Origin of the sequence: Kocuria turfanensis, assembly GCF_001580365.1 — a bacterium.
Classification (GTDB): Bacteria; Actinomycetota; Actinomycetes; order Actinomycetales; family Micrococcaceae; genus Kocuria; species Kocuria turfanensis.
Genome location: NZ_CP014480.1, coordinates 3,094,206 through 3,116,934 on the forward strand (window position 1 = coordinate 3,094,206; position 22,729 = coordinate 3,116,934).

24 protein-coding genes are annotated in these 22,729 nt (G+C 73.8%); 20 read left to right on the forward strand and 4 right to left on the reverse strand.

Annotation, left to right across the window (positions count from 1 at the left end; translation table 11 throughout):
* The first annotated feature begins 5 nt into the window (after nucleotides 1-5).
* The 14 genes from folE to AYX06_RS14310 all read left to right on the forward strand — a co-directional run bounded on the left by folE (nucleotide 6) and on the right by AYX06_RS14310 (nucleotide 13,297).
* Nucleotides 6-749 (forward strand): GTP cyclohydrolase I FolE, encoded by a 744-nt coding sequence (gene folE, locus AYX06_RS14245; protein WP_147017518.1) that lies wholly within the window; start codon nucleotides 6-8, stop codon nucleotides 747-749.
* Between the two features lie 4 nt (nucleotides 750-753).
* Nucleotides 754-1,686 (forward strand): dihydropteroate synthase, encoded by a 933-nt coding sequence (gene folP, locus AYX06_RS14250; protein ID WP_062736331.1) that lies wholly within the window; start codon nucleotides 754-756, stop codon nucleotides 1,684-1,686.
* Complete coding sequence (gene folB / locus AYX06_RS14255; RefSeq protein WP_084271645.1) at nucleotides 1,683-2,144, forward strand: dihydroneopterin aldolase; 462 nt, start codon at nucleotides 1,683-1,685, stop codon at nucleotides 2,142-2,144. The genes folP and folB overlap by 4 nt, the downstream gene beginning before the upstream one ends.
* Nucleotide 2,145: 1 nt before the next feature.
* Nucleotides 2,146-2,673 (forward strand): 2-amino-4-hydroxy-6-hydroxymethyldihydropteridine diphosphokinase, encoded by a 528-nt coding sequence (gene folK, locus AYX06_RS14260; RefSeq protein WP_062736332.1) that lies wholly within the window; start codon nucleotides 2,146-2,148, stop codon nucleotides 2,671-2,673.
* A 12-nt stretch (nucleotides 2,674-2,685) separates the two neighbouring features.
* On the forward strand, nucleotides 2,686-3,255 hold the full coding sequence (locus tag AYX06_RS14265) for a DUF3180 domain-containing protein (protein WP_062736333.1): 570 nt from the start codon (nucleotides 2,686-2,688) through the stop codon (nucleotides 3,253-3,255).
* Nucleotides 3,256-3,265: 10 nt separating this feature from the next.
* On the forward strand, nucleotides 3,266-3,778 hold the full coding sequence (locus tag AYX06_RS14270) for a PH domain-containing protein (RefSeq protein WP_062737098.1): 513 nt from the start codon (nucleotides 3,266-3,268) through the stop codon (nucleotides 3,776-3,778).
* A complete protein-coding gene (locus tag AYX06_RS14275; RefSeq protein ID WP_062736334.1) occupies nucleotides 3,775-5,325 on the forward strand; it encodes a PH domain-containing protein in 1,551 nt (516 codons plus the stop codon). Before AYX06_RS14270 ends, AYX06_RS14275 begins: the two co-directional genes overlap by 4 nt.
* A complete protein-coding gene (locus AYX06_RS14280; RefSeq protein WP_062736335.1) occupies nucleotides 5,322-6,242 on the forward strand; it encodes a Rossmann-like and DUF2520 domain-containing protein in 921 nt (306 codons plus the stop codon). Before AYX06_RS14275 ends, AYX06_RS14280 begins: the two co-directional genes overlap by 4 nt.
* A complete protein-coding gene (panC, locus tag AYX06_RS14285; protein WP_062737099.1) occupies nucleotides 6,242-7,096 on the forward strand; it encodes a pantoate--beta-alanine ligase in 855 nt (284 codons plus the stop codon). The genes AYX06_RS14280 and panC overlap by 1 nt, the downstream gene beginning before the upstream one ends.
* Nucleotides 7,097-7,163: 67 nt before the next feature.
* Nucleotides 7,164-8,690: a lysine--tRNA ligase gene (gene lysS / locus AYX06_RS14290; protein WP_062736336.1), complete on the forward strand. Its 1,527-nt coding sequence runs from the start codon at nucleotides 7,164-7,166 to the stop codon at nucleotides 8,688-8,690.
* Nucleotides 8,691-8,743: 53 nt separating this feature from the next.
* Nucleotides 8,744-8,959 carry a hypothetical protein gene (locus tag AYX06_RS14295; protein ID WP_062736337.1) on the forward strand — a complete coding sequence of 72 codons (216 nt, stop codon included), beginning with the start codon at nucleotides 8,744-8,746 and terminating at the stop codon, nucleotides 8,957-8,959.
* Between the two features lie 305 nt (nucleotides 8,960-9,264).
* Nucleotides 9,265-9,609 (forward strand): histone-like nucleoid-structuring protein Lsr2, encoded by a 345-nt coding sequence (locus tag AYX06_RS14300; RefSeq protein WP_062736338.1) that lies wholly within the window; start codon nucleotides 9,265-9,267, stop codon nucleotides 9,607-9,609.
* Nucleotides 9,610-10,074: 465 nt separating this feature from the next.
* Complete coding sequence (locus AYX06_RS14305; RefSeq protein WP_062736339.1) at nucleotides 10,075-12,639, forward strand: ATP-dependent Clp protease ATP-binding subunit; 2,565 nt, start codon at nucleotides 10,075-10,077, stop codon at nucleotides 12,637-12,639.
* A gap of 130 nt (nucleotides 12,640-12,769) precedes the next feature.
* Nucleotides 12,770-13,297 (forward strand): amino-acid N-acetyltransferase, encoded by a 528-nt coding sequence (locus AYX06_RS14310; RefSeq protein WP_062736340.1) that lies wholly within the window; start codon nucleotides 12,770-12,772, stop codon nucleotides 13,295-13,297.
* Here AYX06_RS14310 and AYX06_RS14315 read toward each other — a convergent pair.
* Nucleotides 13,281-14,255 (reverse strand): HhH-GPD family protein, encoded by a 975-nt coding sequence (locus tag AYX06_RS14315; protein ID WP_062737100.1) that lies wholly within the window; start codon nucleotides 14,253-14,255, stop codon nucleotides 13,281-13,283. The two genes, AYX06_RS14310 and AYX06_RS14315, sit on opposite strands and share 17 nt — an antisense overlap.
* Before the next feature lie 24 nt (nucleotides 14,256-14,279).
* Between AYX06_RS14315 and AYX06_RS14320 the strand changes: the two genes are divergently transcribed.
* On the forward strand, nucleotides 14,280-15,014 hold the full coding sequence (locus tag AYX06_RS14320) for a hypothetical protein (protein ID WP_232319320.1): 735 nt from the start codon (nucleotides 14,280-14,282) through the stop codon (nucleotides 15,012-15,014).
* 16 nt (nucleotides 15,015-15,030) lie between these two features.
* Here the strand turns inward: AYX06_RS14320 and disA are convergent, their stop codons facing one another.
* The 3 genes from disA to AYX06_RS14335 all read right to left on the reverse strand — a co-directional run bounded on the left by disA (nucleotide 15,031) and on the right by AYX06_RS14335 (nucleotide 18,114).
* Nucleotides 15,031-16,107, reverse strand: coding sequence for a DNA integrity scanning diadenylate cyclase DisA (disA, locus tag AYX06_RS14325; protein WP_062737102.1), 1,077 nt, complete (start codon nucleotides 16,105-16,107; stop codon nucleotides 15,031-15,033).
* Between the two features lie 7 nt (nucleotides 16,108-16,114).
* Nucleotides 16,115-17,542, reverse strand: a complete 1,428-nt coding sequence (radA, locus tag AYX06_RS14330) for a DNA repair protein RadA (RefSeq protein WP_062736341.1) — start codon at nucleotides 17,540-17,542, stop codon at nucleotides 16,115-16,117.
* Nucleotides 17,543-17,742: 200 nt separating this feature from the next.
* A complete protein-coding gene (locus AYX06_RS14335) occupies nucleotides 17,743-18,114 on the reverse strand; it encodes an ArsR/SmtB family transcription factor (protein WP_062736342.1) in 372 nt (123 codons plus the stop codon).
* Nucleotides 18,115-18,197: 83 nt separating this feature from the next.
* Here AYX06_RS14335 and arsB point away from each other — a divergent pair, with 83 nt between their 5' ends.
* The 5 genes from arsB to AYX06_RS14360 are packed head-to-tail and all read left to right on the forward strand — an operon-like array spanning nucleotide 18,198 to nucleotide 22,713.
* The gene (gene arsB, locus AYX06_RS14340) at nucleotides 18,198-19,292 is read left to right on the forward strand and encodes an ACR3 family arsenite efflux transporter (protein WP_062736343.1); all 1,095 of its coding nucleotides are present in this window, start codon (nucleotides 18,198-18,200) and stop codon (nucleotides 19,290-19,292) included.
* A 25-nt stretch (nucleotides 19,293-19,317) separates the two neighbouring features.
* Entirely contained in the window at nucleotides 19,318-19,755 is a 438-nt protein-coding gene (locus AYX06_RS14345; RefSeq protein ID WP_062736344.1) for an arsenate-mycothiol transferase ArsC, read from the forward strand.
* Between the two features lie 46 nt (nucleotides 19,756-19,801).
* Nucleotides 19,802-20,254, forward strand: coding sequence for an arsenate reductase ArsC (locus tag AYX06_RS14350; protein ID WP_062736345.1), 453 nt, complete (start codon nucleotides 19,802-19,804; stop codon nucleotides 20,252-20,254).
* A 13-nt stretch (nucleotides 20,255-20,267) separates the two neighbouring features.
* Nucleotides 20,268-21,281 carry a thioredoxin-disulfide reductase gene (gene trxB, locus AYX06_RS14355; protein ID WP_062736346.1) on the forward strand — a complete coding sequence of 338 codons (1,014 nt, stop codon included), beginning with the start codon at nucleotides 20,268-20,270 and terminating at the stop codon, nucleotides 21,279-21,281.
* The gene (locus AYX06_RS14360; RefSeq protein ID WP_062736347.1) at nucleotides 21,274-22,713 is read left to right on the forward strand and encodes an FAD-dependent oxidoreductase; all 1,440 of its coding nucleotides are present in this window, start codon (nucleotides 21,274-21,276) and stop codon (nucleotides 22,711-22,713) included. Before trxB ends, AYX06_RS14360 begins: the two co-directional genes overlap by 8 nt.
* Nucleotides 22,714-22,729: the final 16 nt, after the last annotated feature.

Below are 22,729 nucleotides of genomic sequence, written 5' to 3' on the forward strand. Positions count from 1 at the left end.
CTAGGATGGAGCGACAGCCGGTCGCGTCCGCCCATCCCCGTCGCGTCCGGCAGACCAGGCAGATCCCGAAGGAGGGCGCGTTGCCCCACGAGGCCCGCACGCACACGCACACGCACGACCTGGCCGCGGAGGCCTTCGAGCCGCCCTACCCCGACCCCGCCCCCGCGCTCGAGGCCGGGGCCGGGGCGGTCGACCAGCCCCGCGTGGCCGCGGCCGTGCGGGAGCTGCTGCTCGCGATCGGCGAGGACCCCGACCGGGACGGCCTGCAGGGCACCCCGGGGCGGGTGGCCCGAGCCTACGCGGAGATGTTCGCGGGCCTGCACCAGGACCCCGCCGAGATCCTCGGGACGACCTTCGACATCGGTCACTCGGAGATGGTCCTGGTCAAGGACATCCCGTTCTACTCCACGTGCGAGCACCACCTCGTGCCGTTCCACGGCCACGCGCACGTGGGCTACATCCCCGGCCACGACGGCATGGTCACCGGGCTGAGCAAGCTGGCCCGGCTGGTGGACCTCTTCGCCCGCCGCCCGCAGGTGCAGGAGCGGCTCACCACGCAGATCGTCGAGGCGATCGTGGAGCACCTGAAGCCCGCCGGCGTGATCGTGGTGGTCGAGTGCGAGCACCTGTGCATGTCGATGCGCGGGGTGCGCAAGCCCGGGGCGAAGACCGTGACCTCGGCCGTGCGCGGCCAGCTGCGCGAGACCGCCACCCGCGCCGAGGCCATGAGCCTCATCCTGGGGCGCTGAGCCGGTGACCACGACGACCCGCACCGCGTACGGGCCCCTCGGCTGGGGCTCCTTCGAGGACCTGCCCACCGGCCGGACCCTGGTCATGGGCGTCCTCAACGTGACCCCCGACTCCTTCAGCGACGGCGGGGAGCACGCCGGGCACGAGGCCGCGATCGCCCACGGGCTGCGGCTGCTCGCCGAGGGCGCCGACGTCCTCGACGTCGGCGGGGAGTCCACCCGCCCGGGCTCGGAGCGGATCACCCCCGCCGAGGAGCAGCGCCGGATCCTGCCCGTGGTGGAGGCCCTCGCCGCGGCGGGGGCGGTGCTCAGCGTCGACACCCTCCACGCCGCCACGGCCGCGGCGGTGCTCGACGCCGGGGCGCACCTCGTCAACGACGTCTCCGGACTGTCCGTGACCCCGGAGATGGTCGAGCTCGTCGCCGAGCGGCAGGCGCCGTACGTGCTCACGCACGCCCGGGGCACGCCGGCGACCATGGACGGGCTGGCCGACTACGACGACGTCGTCGACGACGTCCTGGCCGAGCTGGAGACCCTGCGGGACCGGCTGGTCGGCGCCGGCCTGGCCCCCGAGCGGATCGTGCTGGACCCCGGGCTCGGCTTCGCCAAGCGCGGGGCCCAGAACTGGGCGCTGCTGCGCGCCCTGCCGCGCTTCACCGCCACGGGCCACCGGGTCCTGGTGGGCGCCTCCCGCAAGCGCTTCCTCGGCGCGCTGCTCGAGACGGACGGCACCGCACGGCCCGCGGCCGGGCGCGACGCCGCGACCGCGGCGGTCGGCGCCCTCGCGGCCCACGCGGGCGCGTGGGCCGTGCGGGTGCACGACGTCCGCGCCAGCGCCGACGCCGTGGCCGTCGCGCACGCGTGGCTCGGCACCGAGCCGGCGGTCCTGCGCCCCGGTGCCGCCCGGGCGGCCGCGGCCGGGGGAGGGGCCCGATGAGCCGCCTGCCGCGCGAGGAGGCCGACGGCGGGCGCCTGCGCGCCGGGGACCGGGCCGGCCGCCAGCACGTGCCGGCGGCTCCGCCGCGCGTGCCCGACCGCCGGGACCGGATCAACCTGCTGGGCATCGGCGCCGTGGGCTACCACGGGGTCCTGGACCAGGAGAAGCGCAGCGGGCAGCCGTTCTTCGTGGACCTGGTGATGTACCTGGACCTCTCCCGGGCCGGGGCCGAGGACGACGTCGCCCTGACCGCCCACTACGGCGAGGTCGCCGAGGAGGTCCGGGACATCGTGATCGGCCCGAGCGTGAACCTGCTGGAGACCCTCGCCGACCGCATCGCCCGGCGGCTGCTCGAGCGGTTCCCCCTCGAGGCGGTGGAGGTCACGGTGCACAAGCCCAAGGCGCCCATCGAGGTCACCTTCTCCGACGTGTCCGTGACGATCTACCGGGAGCGCTGACGTGGGAACCCGGGCCGTCCTCGCCCTCGGCGCCAACCTCGGCGACCGGGAGGACACCCTGCGCCGGGCCGCCCTCGACCTCGCCGCCCACCCCCGGATCACCCTGACCCGGGCCTCGCCCGTGGTGCGCTCCAAGCCGGTCGGAGGCCCGCCGGACCAGGGCGACTACCTCAACGCGGTGGTCGAGGTGGACACGGACCTGAGCCCCTTCGGCCTGCTCCGGGCCTGCCAGGAGATCGAGCAGCTCCACCACCGCACCCGGACCCAGCGCTGGGGACCCCGGACCCTGGACATCGACATCGTCGTCTACGGCGAGCTGCGCCTCGACGAGCCGGAGCTGACCGTCCCGCACCTGCGCGCCGCCACGCGGGCGTTCGTGCTGGTGCCCTGGGCGCTGATGGACCCCGCCGCGACCCTCGAGGGGCGCCGGGTGGCCGACCTGGCCCGCGAGGCCGCGGACCTCGGCGGTCTGGGCCCGGACACCGTGCCGCTGCTGCCCGCCGGGCCCGGCGGCGAGGACCGGGACTGAGGAGGCCGCGCCGTGCACGTGCTCACCGTCCCGGCCCTGCTGCTGTGCGCCGCCGCCGCCGGAGCCCTCGGCTGGACCGCCAACCGGCTCTCCACGGGGGCGGGCGGGCCGCTGCTGATCCTGCCGTGGGTCTCGCTCGCGGCCGTCGCGGCCGCCGCCGTGGCCCTGCTCGTGCTCGGCCTGCGGGTCAAGCGCTACCAGGAGGGCGCGCACCCGGAGCGCTTCGACCCCCTGGTGGCCGCCCGCACCGCCGCCGGCGCGCAGGCGGGGGCCTGGGCGGGGGCCGTGCTCACCGGCTGGCACGCCGCCATCGCCGTCGACCAGCTGGCCCTGCTGTCGGTGCGCTCCGAGCAGGGGCCGCTGTGGGCGTGCCTGACCCACGCCGCGGCGGGGCTGGGCCTGGTCGTCGTCGGCTGGATCGTGGAGGGCTTCTGCAAGCTCCCGCCGCACGACCCCGAGGCCGAGGAGGACGCCGAGTACGGTAGGGGACGGCAGAAGGAGCTCCCCGAGGGAGAAGGTGGTTATGCCCGAGAGATCCGCGAACGGCCCCGTGCGCGGCCCCGCGGCCGGGACGCCCGGTGACCGGGTCCCGCTGAGCAACCGGGCGATCGACCCGGACGGGCTCGTGTGGACCCGGGTCTCCCCCCGGCACGTCACGGTGACCGTGCTGTCCGGGCTGGCGGGGACCGTGTTCTGGCTCGCGGTGGTGGGGTGGCCCGCGGTGCTGGCCGGCACGGGCATCTGGTCCGGGGCCCCGCTCGGCTGGCTGCTGCTGCCGCCCGCGGCGGTCCTGGTGGTGGGAGTGCTCTCCGTCCTCCTGGCCCCCCGGCGGGTGCGGGCGATCGGCTACGCCGAGCGCGGGGAGGACCTGCTCGTGCGCCGCGGGCTGCTCTACCAGCGGGTCACCGTCATCCCCTACGGCCGGATGCAGTACGTGGACGTGTCGGTCTCGCCGCTGCAGCGCAGCTTCGGGCTGGCCACTGTGAAGCTGCACACCGCGGCCGTCGGCAGCCACGCCGAGATCCCGGGGGTCGAGCACGCCGAGGCCTCGCGGCTGCGCGAGCGGCTCACCGCACGCGGCGAGGCCCTCCTGGCGGGCCTGTGAGCGCCGCCCCCGGCCCCGCTCCGGCGCCCGCACCGGCCGATCCGTGGCACCGCGTCCACCCGCTGACCCCGGTGGTCAAGGGGTGGCTGGCGATCCTGGTGCTCGCGGGCGGCTTCGTCAACATCGTGCTCGACGACTTCGTGCGCGGCTATCTCGGCGGCCGGGACTCCCCGGCGCAGGACTTCGACCCCGGCCGGGTGGACGCCGTGTTCTGGTGGGTCCTGGCCGGGATCGTGCTGCTCGTGCTGCTGGTGGCGGGCGCCGTCGTGCTCGTCGCGTGGTGGTTCACCCGCTACCAGGTGACGCCCGAGCACGTGCGGGTGCGCTCCGGGGTGCTCTTCCGCCAGGAGCGCCAGGCCCGCCTGGACCGGGTGCAGGCCATCGACATCCACCGGCCCTTCCTGCCCCGCGTGCTGGGCCTGGCCGAGCTGAAGTTCGAGGTGGCCGACGCCGGGCAGTCCGCGGTGTCCCTGTCCTACCTCACGCACGACCGGGCCCGCGCGCTGCGCGGCGAGCTGCTGGGCCGGCTCGGGCTGGCCGGCGCCGGACCGGGAGGCCCCGCCGGCCCGGACTCCCCGGCCGGTCCGGGCGGCCTGCCGGGGGCGCCCGTGCGGCGTCCCGCACCGTGGGCGGCCACCGGCGACGAGGAGCGCCCGGTGCTCACGGTGCCCGTGCCCCGGCTGCTCGGCTCCGTGCTGGCCTCCGGCTCCGCCGTGGTCCTGGCCGCGCTGCTGCTCGCCGCCCCGGTTGCGCTCGTGCTCGACCCCGTGGCCGGTCCGGCGGTGCTCGCGGCCTGGCTGCCCGGGCTGGTCAGCTTCGGCGCGGTGGCCTACCGCCGCTTCGAGCAGGGCTACCGCTTCCGGCTGCTGCGCATCCCCGAGGGCATGCGCGTGCGCTACGGGCTGTTCAGCGTCCGCTCCCAGACGGTCCCCGCCGGGCGGATCCAGGCGGTGGGGGTGGACCAGCCGCTGCTGTGGCGGCCCTTCGGCTGGTACCGGATCCGGGTCAACGTGGCCGGCTACGGGCCCGCCGCGGGGGAGAGCGACGCCATGCGCTCCACCCTGCTGCCGGTCGGCACCCTGCCGGAGGTGCGCACGGTCCTGCACCTGGCCCTGCCCGGCGCCCGGGACGGGGACCTCACGGCCCTGCTCGGGGAGGGCCTGCACGGCCTCGGCGCGCAGGGCCGCTACACCACCTCCCCGCCCCGGGCGCGGTGGCTCGACCCGCTGGTGCACCGCCGCACCGGCTTCGCCGCGACGGAGGACGTGCTCGCCGTCCGCTCGGGCCGGCTGAGCCGCCGCACCGACGTCCTGCCGCACGAGAAGACCCAGTCCGTGGCCGTGACCCAGGGCCCGCTCGAGCGCGCCCTGGGGCTGGCGGACGTCCACCTGCACTCGACCCCCGGGCCGGTGACCGTGGCCGTGGCCCACCTCGACACCGGGGATGCCCGGGCCCTGGCGGCCGCCCAGGCGGCGCACGCCGCCGGCGCCCGTAGACTGGCCGACGCCCCGCGCCACCCCCGAACCCCCCTGCAGGAGAGAGCATGACCCGTCCCTCGGACCGCCCCGGACGCCTCGGGGTGGGGATCGTCAGCGCCGGCAGGGTGGGCGCCGTCCTCGGCGCGGCGCTGCGCGCGGCCGGGCACGCCGTGGTCGGGGTCAACGCGGTCTCCGAGGCCAGCCGGGACCGGGCCGAGGCCCTCCTCCCGGACGTGCCCGTCCTGGACGTGCCCGCCGTCCTGGACCGGGCCGAGCTCGTGCTGCTCGCCGTGCCCGACGACGAGCTGCCCGGTCTCGTGCAGGGCCTCGCCGACGCGCAGCTGTGGCAGGCCGGGCAGCTCGTGGTGCACACCGCCGGCCGCTGGGGCACCGGCGTCCTCGACCCCGCCCGCCGGCTGGGGGCCATCCCGCTGGCCGTCCACCCGGCGATGACCTTCACGGGCCTGAGCCTGGACCTCGCCCGGCTGAGCGACTGTTCGTTCGGGATCACCGCCCCGGCGCCGGTGCTGCCCATCGCCCAGGCGCTCGTGGTGGAGATGGGGGCCGAGCCGGTGGTCGTGGCCGAGGCCGACCGCCCGCTCTACCACGCCGCCCTCGCCCACGGCGCCAACCACCTGATGACCGTCGCCGGGCAGTCGATGCAGGTGCTGCGCGACATCGGCGTGGAGCACCCGGACCGGATGCTCGGGCCCCTGCTGCGCGCGACCCTCGACAACGCCCTGGCCTCCGGGGAGTCGGCGCTGACCGGCCCCGTCGCCCGCGGGGACGCGGGCACCGTGGCCGCCCACCGCGGGGCCCTGGACGAGTACGCCCACGGGCACCAGGGCGACGACGTCCTGCTGGCCTACCTGGACCTCGCCCGCGTCACCGCCCGCCGTGCCCTGGACCGCGGCCTGCTCGACCGCCCCCGCTACGACGCCGTGCTGGCGGCCCTCGACCTCACCGACGGAAAGGACACCCCGTGATCACCTCCACCACCCCCCGCGTCTGCCGGGGCATCGGGGAGTTCCGCGCCGCCCTCGCCGAGCGCCTCGCCGCGGCGCCCGGCGAGGCGTCGCTGGGGCTGGTGCCCACCATGGGGGCGCTGCACGAGGGGCACGCCCACCTGGTGCGCCTCGCGCGGGAGGAGAACGCCGTGGTCGCGGTCTCGGTCTTCGTCAACCCGCTCCAGTTCGGCCCGGACGAGGACCTCGAGCGCTATCCGCGCACCCTCGAGGCCGACCTCGAGCTGCTCGCCCGGTGCGGGGCCGACCTCGTGTTCGCCCCCACCGTGGAGCAGATGTACCCCGACGGCGAGCCGCTGGTGCGCGTCACCGCGGGCCCGCTGGGGGCCGTGCTCGACGGCGCCAGCCGGCCGGGCCACTTCGACGGCGCGCTGACGGTGGTCAACAAGCTGCTCAACATCACCGCCCCGCCCGGACCGGGCCCCTTCCGCGCCTACTTCGGGGAGAAGGACGCCCAGCAGCTGCTGCTGGTGCGCCGGATGGTCGCCGACTTCGACCTGCCGGTCACCGTCCGCCCGGTGCCCATCGTGCGCGACGCCGACGGCCTGGCCCTGTCCTCGCGCAACCGCTACCTCGACGCCGGCCAGCGGCACGCGGCGCTCGTGCTCCCGGCCACCCTGCGGGCGCTCGCGGCCGGGGAGCTGGACCTCGACGCCGCCCGCGCCCGGATCGAGGCCGAGGACCAGGTCCGGCTCGACTACCTCGTCGTCGTCGACCCCCGCACGCTGGCGCCCGCGGCGCCCGCCCCCGGGGCCCTCGCCCTCGTCGCGGCGCACGTGGGCAGCACGCGGCTGATCGACAACCTGGCCCTCTGAGCTCCGCCGCCCGGGCGTCCCCGGGCCCCGGGGGAGGGATTTGACCCCCGCGATATCCTGGACCACTGTGACCAACGCGCAGAACACCACCCCGACCGTCCAGGACCAGGCCGCCGAGCAGGCCGAGCTCTCGGAGCAGATGCAGTTCCGGCTCGCCAAGCGCGCCCGGCTGCTCGAGTCCGGCCGGGAGGCCTACCCCGTGGGCGTGGAGCGCACGCACACCCTCGCGCAGGTCCGTGAGGCCCACGGCGACCTGGAGCCCGGCGAGGAGACCGGGCAGTTCGTGGGCGTGGCCGGGCGCGTGGTGTTCGTGCGCAACACCGGCAAGCTGTGCTTCGCGACCCTCCAGGAGGGGGACGGCACCCGCCTGCAGGTCATGCTCTCCCTCGCGAAGGTGGGCGAGGAGTCCCTGGCCGAGTGGAAGCAGCTCGTGGACCTCGGCGACTTCGTGGCCGTCCACGGCGAGGTCGTGGCCTCCCGCCGCGGCGAGCTGTCCGTCATGGCCGACGCGTGGTCCATGGCCTCGAAGGCCCTGCGGCCGCTGCCCACGCTGCACAACGAGCTCAACGACGAGACCCGGGTGCGCCGGCGCTACCTGGACCTCATCGTCCGGCCCGAGGCCCGCGACGTCGTGGTGAAGCGGGCGCGGATCATCCAGACGGTGCGCAACGTCCTGGTCGAGCGCGGCTACGTGGAGATCGAGACGCCCATCCTGCAGCTGGTGCACGGCGGGGCGAGCGCCCGGCCCTTCGAGACCCACCTGAACGCCTTCGACCAGGACATGACCCTGCGCATCGCCACGGAGCTCTACCTCAAGCGCGCCGTGGTGGGCGGGATCGAGCGGGTCTTCGAGATCGGCCGGGTCTTCCGCAACGAGGGCGTCGACTCCTCGCACAGCCCGGAGTTCACCACCCTGGAGGCCTACGAGGCCTACGCCGACCAGTTCACGATGGCCGAGCGGATCCGGGAGATCATCCTCGCGTGCGCCGACGCCCTGGGCATGGACACGATCGAGACGGACCGGGGCACGATCGACCTGCGCGGACCGTGGCGCTGGCTCTCGGTGTACCCCGCGCTGTCCGAGGCCGTCGGCCGCACGATCACCCCGCAGACGCCCGTGGCGGAGCTCCGCCGGGTCGCCGAGGAGCACGAGGTCGCGGTGGACCCGGCCTGGGACGCGGAGAAGCACGTGCTCGAGCTGTTCGGGGAGATCGTGGAGCCCACCCTGATCCAGCCGACCTTCGTGTGCGACTACCCGCCCTCCGCGCAGCCGCTGGCCCGTCAGCACCGCTCCGAGCACGGGCTGATCGAGGCCTGGGACCTGATCATCGGCGGGATGGAGCGCGGCACCGCCTTCTCCGAGCTGATCGACCCGGTGGTCCAGCGGGAGCGGCTCACCGAGCAGTCCCGCCGCGCCGCCGCCGGTGACGACGAGGCCATGCGCCTGGACGAGGACTTCCTGCGCGCCCTCGAGCACGGCGCCCCGCCCATGGGCGGGCTGGGCCTGGGCCTGGACCGGCTGATCATGCTGTTCACCGACCTCGGGATCCGGGAGACCATCCTGTTCCCCCTCATGAAGCCGGAGCAGGACTGAGCCCGTCCGCGGGCCCTCAGCCTCCGTCCAGACCGTCCCGGGAGAATCACCCCATGGAATACATCGTCGTCCTGCTGCCGTCCATCAGCATCGGCATCATCTTCTGGCTGATCCTCCGGTCGATCTTCCGCGGCGACCGCACCGAGCGCGCCGCCGAGTCCCGCTCCCAGGAGGACGCGCAGCGCTGGTACGAGCAGATCCGGGAGCGCGACGGCGCCGACGTGCCCTTCGGCCACCGGCCGCGCCGCGGGCGCGGCACGCGCCGCTGACCCGGCGCTGCCCGTCCCCGCCGCCCGCGGCCTTTCCGATGAATTCGGATCGGTGAAGGGGTTTCAACCCCCGAGTTTCCCCGGGAATCCCACCGGAACTTATCCCCTTTTTCGTGCTGACGAATTGTTCCACGAAATTGTAGGATAAAGTCGACAGCACCGGGAACAGGAGTTCCCGGTGCCGGTCGGAATTCATGATCCGGGTCTTCCGTCCCGGCACGGGGGAATCAGCAGCAGTTCAGGTCGCGCCGGACCGGCGCGACCTCAGCAGGACGAACGCCGAAAGGCGGAGGAGAGTTTCAGCCATGGCACAGACCGTGAAGATCATTCTCGAGGACGACCTCGACGGCGGACCGGCCGAGGAGACCGTCCGCTTCGGGCTGGACGGGACCCAGTACGAGATCGATCTCTCCGAGGAGAACGCCGCGAAGCTGCGCGACGCCGTGCGGCCCTTCATCGCCAAGGCCCGGCGGGCCCAGAGCAAGCAGTCCCCGAAGCAGGCGCGCTCCGGCGGCGCCCGCCCCACCGGCAGGTCCAACCCGGACACCGCCGCCATCCGGCAGTGGGCCCGGGAGAACGGCCACCCGGTCTCCGACCGCGGCCGCATCCACCAGGACGTGCAGAAGGCGTACTACGACGCCCACCAGTGAGCGCACCCGCACCGGTGCCCGGAGGACGACCCGGCGCCGGCGCGGACACCAGCAGGAGGGGCCGGTATTCCGGCCCCTCCTTTTGTGTTCCGGCGGAGTTCCGTCACGTCCTCGGCATAACGTCGCCATCACATCGCCATAACCCCGGCAGTTCTCCGGCGGCGTTCCGTGCGGCCGGAATCTGTAGGTGCCGGGCCCGTTCTGCGGCGGGTCGGCGCTATTGCCGCGCACGGCCCCCGTGCAGCCTCCGGAATAGCCGTGGGCCGGTGCGGGGACAGGGTCCCCGGAATTACTTCGGTGACCTGCGCTTTCGGCGGTGCGGACGCAAATACCGATATCGGCCGGGCCTTTTCCGCGGCGCGGGCCGCGCTCGTGCCGGCCCCCCGTCTCGCCGGTGGCGAACAGCCCCCCGATCGGGCTCCCGGGTGCGTAGCATCGTCTGCAGACATCGACTGAGGAGTATCCATGTTCGAACGCTTCACCGACCGCGCCCGCCGGGTCGTGGTGCTGGCCCAGGAAGAGGCCAGGATGCTCAACCACAACTACATCGGCACCGAGCACCTGCTGCTCGGGCTGATCCACGAGGGCGAGGGAGTGGCCGCCAAGGCGCTCGACTCGATGGGCATCACCCTCACCGGCGCCCGCGAGCAGGTCCAGGACATCATCGGCCCGGGCCAGCAGGCCCCGTCCGGGCACATCCCCTTCACCCCGCGCGCCAAGAAGGTCCTCGAGCTCTCCCTGCGCGAGGCCCTCCAGCTCGGGCACAACTACATCGGCACCGAGCACATCCTGCTGGGCATCATCCGCGCCGGTGAGGGCGTGGCCGCGCAGGTGCTGACCAAGCTCGGCGCGGAGCCGCAGAAGGTGCGCTCCACCGTGCTGGAGCTGATCTCCGGCTACCAGGGCGGGGGGACCCCCGAGAAGGAGGGCGCCGGCGTGCGCTCGGCCGGGCAGTCCGAGGGCACCCCCGCCGGTTCGGCGGTGCTGGACCAGTTCGGCCGCAACCTCACCGCGGCCGCCCGCGAGGGCAAGCTCGACCCGGTCATCGGGCGCTTCCGCGAGATGGAGCGCGTGATGCAGATCCTCTCCCGGCGCACCAAGAACAACCCGGTGCTGATCGGCGAGCCCGGCGTCGGCAAGACCGCGGTGGTCGAGGGCCTGGCCCAGGCCATCGTGCGCGGCGACGTCCCGGAGACCCTCAAGGACAAGCACCTCTACACGCTGGACCTCGGCTCCCTCGTGGCGGGCTCCCGCTACCGCGGCGACTTCGAGGAGCGGCTCAAGAAGGTGCTCAAGGAGATCCGCACCCGCGGGGACATCATCCTGTTCATCGACGAGATCCACACGCTCGTCGGCGCCGGCGCGGCCGAGGGCGCGATCGACGCCGCGTCGATCCTGAAGCCGATGCTCGCCCGCGGCGAGCTGCAGACCATCGGCGCGACCACCCTCGACGAGTACCGCAAGCACATCGAGAAGGACGCCGCCCTGGAGCGCCGCTTCCAGCCGATCCAGGTGGACGAGCCCTCCGAGGCGCACGCCGTGGAGATCCTCAAGGGACTGCGCGACAAGTACGAGGCCCACCACCGCGTCTCCATCTCGGACGAGGCCCTCGAGGCCGCCGTCCACCTGGGGGCCCGCTACATCTCCGACCGCTTCCTCCCGGACAAGGCGATCGACCTGATCGACGAGGCCGGCGCACGGCTGCGGATCAAGCGGATGACCGCTCCGCCGGAGATCAAGGAGCTCGACGACCGCATCACCGAGGTGAAGCGGCTCAAGGAGGCCGCCATCGACGGCCAGGACTACGAGAAGGCCGCCTCGCTGCGCGACACCGAGCAGAAGCTCATCGCCGAGCGCGACGACAAGGACCGGGCCTGGCGCGAGGGCGGCGACGAGCTCGCCGAGGTGACCCCCGAGGTCATCTCCGACGTCCTCTCCGCCTCCACCGGGGTGCCCGTGTACAAGCTCACCGAGGAGGAGACGGGCCGTCTCCTGCACATGGAGGACGAGCTGCACAAGCGCATCATCGGCCAGGACGACGCCATCAAGGCGCTGTCCCGCTCGATGCGGCGCACCCGCGCCGGCCTGAAGGACCCGAAGCGGCCCGGCGGCTCGTTCATCTTCGCCGGCCCCACCGGGGTGGGCAAGACCGAGCTCGCGAAGGCGCTCGCGGAGTTCCTGTTCGGGGACGAGGACGCCCTCATCACCCTGGACATGTCCGAGTACCAGGAGAAGCACACCGTCTCGCGCCTCTTCGGGGCCCCTCCCGGCTACGTGGGCTACGAGGAGGGCGGCCAGCTGACCGAGAAGGTGCGCCGCAAGCCGTTCTCCGTGGTCCTCTTCGACGAGGTCGAGAAGGCCCACCAGGACCTGTTCAACTCCCTGCTGCAGATCCTCGAGGACGGCCGCCTGACCGACTCGCAGGGCCGTGTGGTGGACTTCAAGAACACCGTGATCATCATGACCACGAACCTGGGCACCAAGGACATCTCGCGGGCCGTGCCCGTGGGCTTCCAGACCGGGGTGGACTCCGCCTCCAGCTACGAGCGGATGCAGGCCAAGGTCCAGGACGAGCTCAAGGAGCACTTCCGCCCCGAGTTCCTCAACCGCGTGGACGAGATCATCGTCTTCCCGCAGCTGACGGAGTCGGAGATCGTCCAGATCGTGGACCTCTTCGTGGCCCGGCTGCAGGAGCGGCTGCGGGACCAGGGCATGTCGATCGAGCTCACCGACGCCGCCAAGGTGTGGGTCAGCCGCCGCGGCTACGACCCGGCGATGGGCGCCCGGCCGCTGCGCCGCACCATGCAGCGGGAGATCGAGGACCGGCTCTCGGAGAAGATCCTCTTCGGGGAGATCAGCTCCGGGGAGAAGATCACGGTGGGCACCGAGGGCGAGGGCGACCAGGAGGTCCTCACCTTCTCCTCCACCCCGATGTACGACCTGACCGGCGACGGCATGGTCGACCCGATGGGCGGCTTCGAGGACGTCGAGGTCGTCCGCGGGGACGGGGAGCGCGGCGCCGAGGGCTGAGCCCCTCCCGCCGGACGGAAGGGCCCGCTGCGCACCCGCGCGGCGGGCCCTTCCGCGTCCCCCGAAGTGCGGGCGGTCGCGGGACGACATGCCCGGCGGCCTGCGGAGTTAGCGAGCGTACACTTGCCGCGTGACCGAACTGCGCCTGCGACCCGCCCGCACCTCCGACGTCCCCGCGATCAAGGAGCTGGTGGCCCCGCTGGCGCGGGCCGGGGTGCTGATCAACAAGGACACGGTCGCCTACTACGAGGGCATCCAGGAGTTCCTCGTCGCCGAGAGAGCCGACGACGCCCCGGGGCGCCTCGTCGGCTGCGGGGCCCTGCACGTGATGTGGGAGGACCTCGGCGAGGTCCGGACCCTGGCCACCTCCGACGCCTGGCGCGGGCGCGGCGTGGGGCGCGCCCTGCTGGCGGGGCTCATCGAGCGGGCCCGGGCGGTGGGGGTCTCCCGGGTGTTCTGCCTGACCTTCGAGGTGGACTTCTTCCGCCGGTACGGCTTCGAGGTGATGCCCAACCAGCAGCAGCTGGACCCGGACGTCTTCGCCGAACTGATGCGCTCCCACGACGAGGGCGTGGCCGAGTACCTCGACCTGGCCCGGGTGAAGCCGAACACGCTCGGCAACACCCGGATGATCCTCGAGCTCAGCCCGGAAGGCTGATCCCCGCGGGGCCGCGCACCGCCAGACCGTCCTGGATCAGCCCGTCCAGGGCGCGCCGGCGCTGCTCCTGCGGGGCGTCGAGGCCGTGCAGGGCGTCCAGGGCGCGCAGGGGCTCCGGGGCCAGCCCGGTGCCGGTCGCGACGTCGACCGGGCCGGTCAGGTGCGGCTCCGGCACGGGGTCGCGCCCGGCCCGCAGCACGGCCAGCACGGCGCCGCGGACCTGGCGGTCCGTGCCGTGCCAGCTCTGCCCCCGGGGGGCCTCCGCCGGCTCGGGGCGGCCCGCGGCGACCCACGCGCACGCGTGCCGGACGGGGCACTGCTCGCAGCGCGGCGAGCGGGCGGTGCAGACCACCGCGCCGAGCTCCATCACCGCCTGGTTCCAGCGCACGGCGAGGGCGTCGTCCTCCGGCATCAGCCGCTCGGCGAGCCGGGTCTCCGCGGCCGTCAGGGAGCGGGACGGCAGCGCCCGTCCCGAGACCACGCGGGCCTGCACGCGGCGGATGTTCGTGTCCACCACGACCTGCCGGTCCCCGAAGGCGAACACCGCGATCGCGGCGGCGGTGTAGGCGCCCACGCCGGGCAGGGCCAGCAGCTCGTCGTGCCCGGCCGGGACGCGCCCGCCGTGGCGCTCGGTGATCTCCACCGCGGCCGCGTGCAGGCGCAGGGCCCGCCGCGGATAGCCCAGCCGGCCCCAGGCGCGCACCGCATCGCCGGTGCTCGCTGCCGCGAGGTCGGCCGGGTGCGGCCAGCGCTGCAGCCAGGCCCGCCACACCGGCAGCACGCGCACCACGGGCGTCTGCTGGAGCATGAACTCGCTGACCATGACGCCCCACGGGGAGCAGTCCGGGTCCCGCCACGGAAGGTCCCGGGCGGCGACGTCGTACCAGCCGGTCACGGCGCGGTGCAGGTCCGGCAGGCCGGGGTCCACGGCGGGGGCGGGGGCGGGAACGGAGCTCATCGCACCCACTGTAGCCTTGGTGGCATGGCGCAGAAGGGCTCCGGGAGCACCCCCCACGGACGGTCGGGAAACGGTCACGACGACGACGGACGGGCTCCCCGCACCTCCGACCCGCGACGGGTGAGCCCCGCGGTCTACCGGCGCCGGCGGATCGTCGCCGCGGTCGCGGCGGGCGTGCTGCTGCTGCTCGTGGCCGTGGGGATGGGCTCGGCGGTCGTGGCCATGCTCGGCCCCGGCGAGCCGGAGGCCGCCCCCGCCCCGGCGGCGACCACCGCCGCCCCCACGGTCTCCCAGGAGCCCTTCGCCGACTTCACGCCGCGGCCCGACGAGAGCCCCTCCGCCTCCGCGTCGGCGAGCGCCACGGAGGGACCGGTCGAGGAGTGCGGGGCCGACCTGGCCGTGCGGGCGTCCACGGACCGGGAGAGCTACCCCGAGGGCGAGGAGCCCGTGCTGGTGCTCACCCTGGAGAACACGGGCGACGACCCCTGCACGGTCAACGCCGGCACCTCGCAGATGGTCTACGAGGTGAGCTCGGGCGCCGACACCGTCTTCGACAGCCGGCACTGCCAGGCCGGCTCCGAGGACGCCGAGCGCACCCTCGAACCGGGGCAGGAGGAGAGCGCCCGGCTGACGTGGAACCTCCAGCGCACCGCCGAGGGCTGCGCGGAGGCGGGCGGTGAGGCCCAGCCCGGGTACTACCGCCTGGCGGTCTCCCTGGGGGAGCGCAGGAGCGAGCCCGCGGCGTTCGTCCTGGAGTGAGCGGGCCGCACCCTGCTCACATGAAGCGTTCGAGCAGGCTGGTCTCGGCCATCCGCGAGAGCGACTCGCGGACCGTGCGGGCCCGCTGCTCGCCGATGCCCTCCACCGCCTTGAGGTCCTCGAGGTTGGCGGCCATCAGGGACTGCAGCCCGTCGAACTGGCGCACCAGGCGGTTGGCCACCGCCCGCGGCATGGACTTGATGCCCTCCAGCAGCCGGTAGCCGTGCGGGTGCAGGTCCGTCTCGAGGCTGCCCTGCGGCTCGATCAGCCCCACCGACACCGCGATCCGCTGGAGGTCGATGAGCTCCGCGGGGGTGAGCTCCGCGAGGCACTCCAGCCCCCGGTCGATGCCCTCCGCGGGAGTGTCGTCGGGCAGGTAGTCCCGCAGCACGACGTCGGGCCCCGGGCCCGTGCCCGCGGTCAGCTCCTCGAGCTGCAGGGCGATGAGCCGGCCGTCCACGCCCAGCTCGAGGACGTACCAGCCGATCTCGGAGGAGATCCGCCGCACCATCTCCATGCGCTGCAGGGTCAGCGCCACGTCCCGCACGGTCACGGAGGCCTCGATCTCCAGCGAGGAGAGGTTGCCGAGGACCTGCTCCATGCGGTTGCTGTAGTGCTCCAGCGTCTGCAGCGCCTGGTTGGCGCGGGCCATGATCGACTGGGAGCCCTCGATCGCGTAGCGGGTCTCGCCCACGTAGATGGTGATGACGCTCATCGACTGGCTCACCGAGATCACCGGGACCCCGGTCTCCTTGGCGGTGCGCTCCGCCGACCGGTGCCGGGTGCCGGACTCGCTGGTGTCGATCGAGGCGTCCGGCACGAGCTGCACCCCGGCCTTGAGGATGCGGGTGGCGTCCCGGTCGCAGACGATGGCGCCGTCCATCTTGGCCAGTTCCCGCAGCTTGGGCGCGGAGAAGTCGGTGTTGATGTCGAAGCCCCCGGAGCAGATCGCCTCCACGGACCGGTCGAAGCCCAGCACCAGCAGGCCACCGGTGCGGCCGCGCAGGATCCGTTCGAGACCGGTGCGCAGCTCGGTGCCCGGTGCGATGCGGGCCAGCGTCTTGCGCAGTGCGTTCTCAGGGGTCTTCGCCACGGTCACATCATACGGCCGCGGCGGTCTGCCGCTTCTGCCCGGAACCGGCGCCCGACCGGGGGAAGAGCAGCTCCATGGCCTCGGTGATCGTGGTCACCTCCCGCACGGTGAAGCCGGCCGGGACCGCGCCCGGTCCGGTCGAGCTGGCCGGCACCACCGCGTGGGTGAAGCCCAGCCGGGCGACCTCCTGGATGCGGCGGCCGATGCCCGGGACGGGCCGCACCTCACCGGCCAGCCCGACCTCCCCGAAGCACACGAGCCGCTGGGGGAGGGGCCGGTCCTGCGCGGCGGAGGCCAGGGCCATGGCCACGGCGAGATCGGTGGAGGGCTCGGTGAGCTTGACCCCGCCGACCGTGGAGACGTAGCAGTCCAGCCCGGCCAGGTTCACCCCCGCCCGGCGCTGCAGGACGGCGAGCAGCATCGCCACCCGGGAGGAGTCCAGGCCGGCCGTGGCACGCCGGGGCTGCGCGGTGGCGGAGCGGTCCAGCAGCGCCTGCACCTCGGCGAGGAGGGGCCGGCGGCCCTCGAGCGTGACGGTCAGGCACGTCCCGGAGACCGGCATGGCCGTGCGGGAGACGAACAGGCCCGAGGGGTCCTCGACGCTCGTGATCCCGGTCTCGGTGAGGTCGAAGCAGCCGACCTCGTCGGTGGGCCCGTAGCGGTTCTTCACCGCCCGCAGCAGCCGGATCCGGGAGTGCTTCTCGCCCTCGAACTGGCACACCACGTCCACGAGGTGCTCCAGCAGCCGCGGCCCGGCGATGGAGCCGTCCTTGGTCACGTGGCCGACGAGCAGGGTGGTCATGTTCCGCTTCTTGGCCGCGGCGATGAGGGAGGCGGCGACCTCGCGCACCTGCGTGACCCCGCCGGCTGACCCCTCGACCTCGGCGCTGGCCAGCGTCTGGACGGAGTCGACCACGAGCAGGCGGGGCGAGATCGTCTCGATGTGGCCCAGGGCCGTGGCGAGATCGGTCTCCGCGGTCAGGTAGAGGGTGGGGGCGACGGCGCCGATCCGGTCCGCGCGCAGCTTCACCTGCGCGGCGGACTCCTCGCCGGTGACGTAGAGGACGTCGCGGGTCCCCGCGCCGGCGCCCTCCGCGAAGCGGGCGGCGACGTCGAGCAGCAGCGTCGACTTCCCGACCCCCGGCTCCCCGGCCATCAGGACGACCGCCCCGGGCACGAGGCCGCCGCCGAGGACCCGGTCCAGCTCCGGCACGCCGGTGGGCGCGGAGGTCGCCACGGTGGCGTCGACCTGGGCGATGGGCCGGGCGGGCTCGGCGATGGAGCGTGCCGCCGTGGTGCGGGCCCTGTGCTCGCCGATCTCCTCGACCGTGCCCCACGCCTGGCACTCCCCGCACCGGCCCACCCACTTGGCCGTGCTCCAGCCGCACTCGGTGCAGCGGTAGGCGGGGGAGTTGCGGCGGGTGCGGGTGCTCATGGCGTCCAGGCTATCGGCCGCGGGGGACGGCCTAAGCGGACGGCCCCAGCGGGAGGCCTCAGCGGACGGCCCCAGCGAGAGACCTCAGCGGGCGGCCCCTGGGGCTCGGCCCCTGGCGCGCGGCCTGAGCGGACGTCCAGCGGGCGGCCCCGGCGCACGGCCGTCGGCGGAGGTTCTCCGCCGACGGCCGGAGCGCCGGTTCAGCCCAGGTCGAGGAAGGAGCGGAGCTCGGCGAAGGCCTCGGGCACCACGGAGTAGTGGGCCCACTTGCCGCGCTGCTCCCGGGTGACCAGCCCGGCGTCGACGAGCCTCTTCATGTGGTGGCTCACCGTGGGCTGGCTGATGTCCACCACCGCGGTCAGGTCGCACACGCAGACCGCACCGCAGCCCTGGGCCGCCACGTGCGAGAGCAGCCGCAGGCGGGTGGGGTCGGACAGGGCCTTGAGCCGGCCGGCGATCCGCTGGGCGTCGTCGGCGGTCATGGGCCCGCCCGAGAGCGAGCAGCACTCCGCGCCCGTCGTGCGGGGGGCGCACTGATCGGCGGCGGCCTGGAGGTCCGGTGCGAGAGTCATCCCCCCATCCTACATTGACGTGTGTCGATATGACCCTTAGGGTTTCCGATAGATCGTCGTCGATACGAAGGACCGAGCCGCCCATGAGCACCACCGCCACCGCCTCCGCCACCTCCCAGGGGGTGATGAAGGACCTGTCCTTCCTCGACCGCTGGCTGCCGGCCTGGATCGTCGCCGCCATGCTCGCCGGCCTGCTGCTCGGCCGGTTCGTCCCGGGCCTGGACACCGCCCTCGAGGCCGTGCGGATCGGCGAGGTGTCCCTGCCGATCGCGGTCGGGCTGCTGGTGATGATGTACCCGGTGCTCGCCAAGGTCCGCTACGACGAGACCCGCCGCGTGGCCGGCGACCGCCGCCTGATGGGCGCCTCCTTGGTGCTGAACTGGATCGTCGGGCCGGCGCTGATGTTCGCCCTGGCCTGGATCTTCCTGCCCGACCTGCCGGAGTACCGCACCGGGCTGATCATCGTGGGGCTGGCCCGGTGCATCGCGATGGTGCTGATCTGGAACGACCTGGCCTGCGGGGACCGGGAGGCCGCGGCGGTGCTGGTGGCGATCAACTCCGTCTTCCAGGTCATCGCCTTCGGCGCACTGGGCTGGTTCTACCTCCAGGTCCTGCCCTCCTGGCTGGGCCTGCCCACCACCTCGGCGGAGTTCTCCGTGTGGTCCATCGTCGTCTCCGTGCTGGTGTTCCTGGGCATCCCCCTGGTGGCCGGGTTCCTCACCCGCACCCTGGGCGAGAAGGCCAGGGGCCGCGACTGGTACGAGGGCACGTTCCTGCCGAAGCTGGGGCCCTGGGCCCTGTACGGCCTGCTGTTCACCATCGTGCTGCTGTTCGCCCTGCAGGGCGACGCGATCACCTCCAACCCCTGGGACGTGGTGCGGATCGCGTGGCCGCTGCTGGTCTACTTCTTCCTGATGTTCGGCATCGGCCTGCTCGCCTCCCGTGCCCTGGGGCTGGACTACGCGAAGTCCACCACCGTGGCCTTCACCGCGGCCGGCAACAACTTCGAGCTCGCCATCGCCGTGGCCATCGGCACCTTCGGGGTCACCTCCGGGCAGGCACTGGCCGGAGTGGTCGGCCCGCTCATCGAGGTGCCCGTGCTCGTCGCCCTGGTGTACGTCTCCCTGTGGGCCGGGCGGAAGCTCTTCCCCGGTGACCGCACCGTCCCCACCCGCTGACCCTGTGACGTCCGAGGAGTATCCGATGAGCACCGAGACCACCAAGCCCTCCGTTCTGTTCGTCTGCGCCAAGAACGGCGGCAAGTCCCAGATGGCCGCCGCCCTCATGGCCCACCACGCCGCAGGGGCCGTGGAGGTCCACTCCGCCGGCACCACGCCGGGGAGCAGGATCAACGCCCTCTCCGCCGAGGTCGTCGCCGAGGTGGGCGCCGACATGTCCCACGGCCACCCGAAGCCCATCGACCCCGACCTGCTGCGGTCCGCGGACCGGGTCGTGGTCCTGGGGGACGAGGCGAAGGTCGAGCCGCTCGAGGGCATGCACGGGAGCATCGAGACCTGGCACACCGACGAGCCCTCCACCCGCGGCATCGAGGGGACGGAGCGGATGCGCCTGGTCCGCGACGACATCGACACCCGGGTGCAGCAGCTGCTCACCGAGCTCACCGACGGCACGCCCGCCTGAACCATCCCCTCGCCTCCTTCCTCCTCCGACAGAACGGACGATCCCCATGACTGCTGAGACCACCGCGACGACCTCCGCCGAGACCACGGACAAGCCCTCCGTCCTGTTCGTCTGCGTGCACAACGCCGGGCGGTCCCAGATGGCCGCCGCCTACCTGGCCCACCTCTCCGGCGGGCGGATCGAGGTCCGGTCGGCCGGCTCCGCCCCGGCCGACGCGGTGAACCCGGCCGCCGTGGCGGCCATGGCCGAGGAGGGCATCGACATGAGCGCGCAGACCCCGAAGGTCCTCACCGACGAGGCGGTGCAGGACTCGGACGTGGTGATCACCATGGGCTGCGGGGACGCCTGCCCGTTCTACCCGGGCAAGCGCTACGAGGACTGGGAGCTGGAGGACCCGGCCGGCAAGGGCATGGAGGCCGTGCGCCCCATCCGCGACGAGATCAAGACCCGCATCCAGCAGCTGATCTCCGAGCTGCTGCCCACCGAGAACGAGAAGTGAGCGCGGGACCGTCATGAGTCCGGACACCACCACCGGCACCGCCACCGTTGCTGCGACGGACGCACTGATCATCATCGGCTCCGGCCCGGCCGGCTACACCGCCGCGATCTACGCCGCCCGCGCCGGACTGGCCCCGCGGGTGATCGCCGGGTCCGTCACCCGCGGGGGTGCGCTGATGAACACCACCGAGGTGGAGAACTTCCCCGGCTTCCCCGGCGGGATCCAGGGCCCGGAGCTCATGGCCGGGCTGAGCGAGCAGGCCGAGCGCTTCGGGGCGGTCATCGACGACGACGACGCCGCCACCGTCCGGCTGAAGGGCCACCTCAAGGAGGTCACCACCCTGGAGGGCAAGACCTACCGGGCCCCGGCGGTGATCGTGGCCACCGGCTCCGCCTACAAGGAACTCGGCCTGCCCGAGGAGAAGAAGCTCAGTGGCCACGGGGTGTCCTGGTGCGCGACCTGCGACGGGTTCTTCTTCCGCGACCAGCACGTCGTGGTGGTCGGCGGCGGGGACTCCGCCATGGAGGAGGCCCTCTTCCTCACCCGCTTCGCCGCCTCGGTGACCGTGGTCGTGCGCCGTGGCGTCCTGCGCGCCTCGCGGATCATGGCGCAGCGGGCCGCGGACAACGAGAAGATCCGCTTCGCCTGGAACAGCGCGGTCAGCACCATCCACGGTGACGACAGGGTTACCGGGGTGACCCTGACCGACACCGCCACCGGGGCCACCCGCGAACTGGCGGCCACCGGGGTGTTCGTGGCCATCGGGCACAGCCCGCGCACCGAGCTCGTGCAGGACCAGCTGGAGCTGGACGGTGAGGGATACATCGTCGTCGACTCGCCCACCACGGTCACGAGTCTGTCCGGGGTCTTCGCCTGCGGGGACGCGGTGGACCACCGCTACCGCCAGGCCATCACCGCCGCCGGCACCGGGTGCGCAGCCGCCCTGGACGCCGAACGCTACCTCGCCGCCCTGGAGGACGCCGACAGCATCGCCACCGCTCTCGTCGAGGAGACCACCCATGCCTGACAGCACCTCTGACATTCCGCAGCTGCCGGTGGTCGTGATCGGCGCCGGGCCCGTGGGCCTGGCCGCCGCCGCCCACCTGACCGAGCGCGGCCTCACCCCGCTGGTGCTGGAGGCCGGCGACCGGGTGGGGGCGGCGATCCGCGACTGGGGCCACACCCGGCTGTTCTCCCCGTGGCGCTACGACGTCGACGCCGCCGCCGCCCGCCTGCTGTCCGGCAGCGGCTGGACCGCCCCGGACCCCGAAGCGCTGCCCACCGGCGCCGAGCTGGTGGAGCAGTACCTGGAGCCCCTCGCGGCCGTCCTGGTGGGACGGATCCGCACCGGGGCGCGCGTGGTCGCCGTCTCCCGGGCGGGGATGGACAAGACCCGCACCGCGAACCGGTCCCGGACCCCGTTCCTGGTCCGCGTCCAGCACGCCGACGGCACGTGCACGGACGTCCGGGCGTCCGCGGTGATCGACGCCTCCGGCACCTGGCCGACGCCCAACCCGCTGGGCCGGGCCGGGCTGCCCGCCCCCGGCGAGGCCGAGGCCGTGGCCGCCCGGCGCGTCACCGCCCCGCTGCCCGACGTCACCGGCCGGGACCGGGACCGCTTCGCCGGCCGCCACGTGCTCGTCGTGGGGGCCGGGCACTCCGCGGCCAACACCCTGCTCGAGCTCGGCGCCCTCGCCGAGCAGGAACCGGGCACCCGGCTCTCCTGGGCGGTGCGCTCCGCCGACGTGACCCGGGTCTACGGCGGGGAGGACCGCGACGAGCTGGCCGCCCGCGGGGCCCTGGGCACCCGGCTGCGCCACCTGGTGGAGTCCGGGGTGATCGAGGTGCACACCTCCTGCACCATCACCGGTTTCAGCACGCACGACGACGGGCTGACCGTCCGGGCCGCCACCCCCGCCGGAGAGCAGCAGCTGGCCGTGGACCTGCTCGTGCCGGCCACCGGCTTCCGCCCCGACCTCGCCATGCTCGCCGAGCTGCGCCTGGACCTGGACCCGGCCGTCGACGCCCCGCGGCAGCTGGGGCCGCTGATCGACCCGGAGTTCCACTCCTGCGGGTCCGTGGCGCCGCACGGGGAGCGGATGCTGGCCCACCCCGAGGCCGGCTTCTACATCGTGGGCATGAAGTCCTACGGGCGCGCCCCCACCTTCCTCATGGCCACCGGATACGAGCAGGTCCGCTCCGTCGCCGCCGCCCTGGCCGGGGACCGGGAAGCCGCCGACGACGTGCAGCTGGTCCTGCCCGAGACCGGGGTGTGCTCCACCGATCTGGGGGGCTCGTGCGATGTGCCGGCCCCGCGGTCTGCCGACGACAGCGCCGCGGAACAGGGCTGCTGCGCCCCGCAGGCCGCCGAGGAGCCGGCCGGGGCCTGCTGCTCGACCCCGCAGCCGGTGTCCCTCGGACGCGCCCCGCTGCCCCTGCTGTCCTCGTCCTGCTGCTGACCGGTCCCGCCCGCAC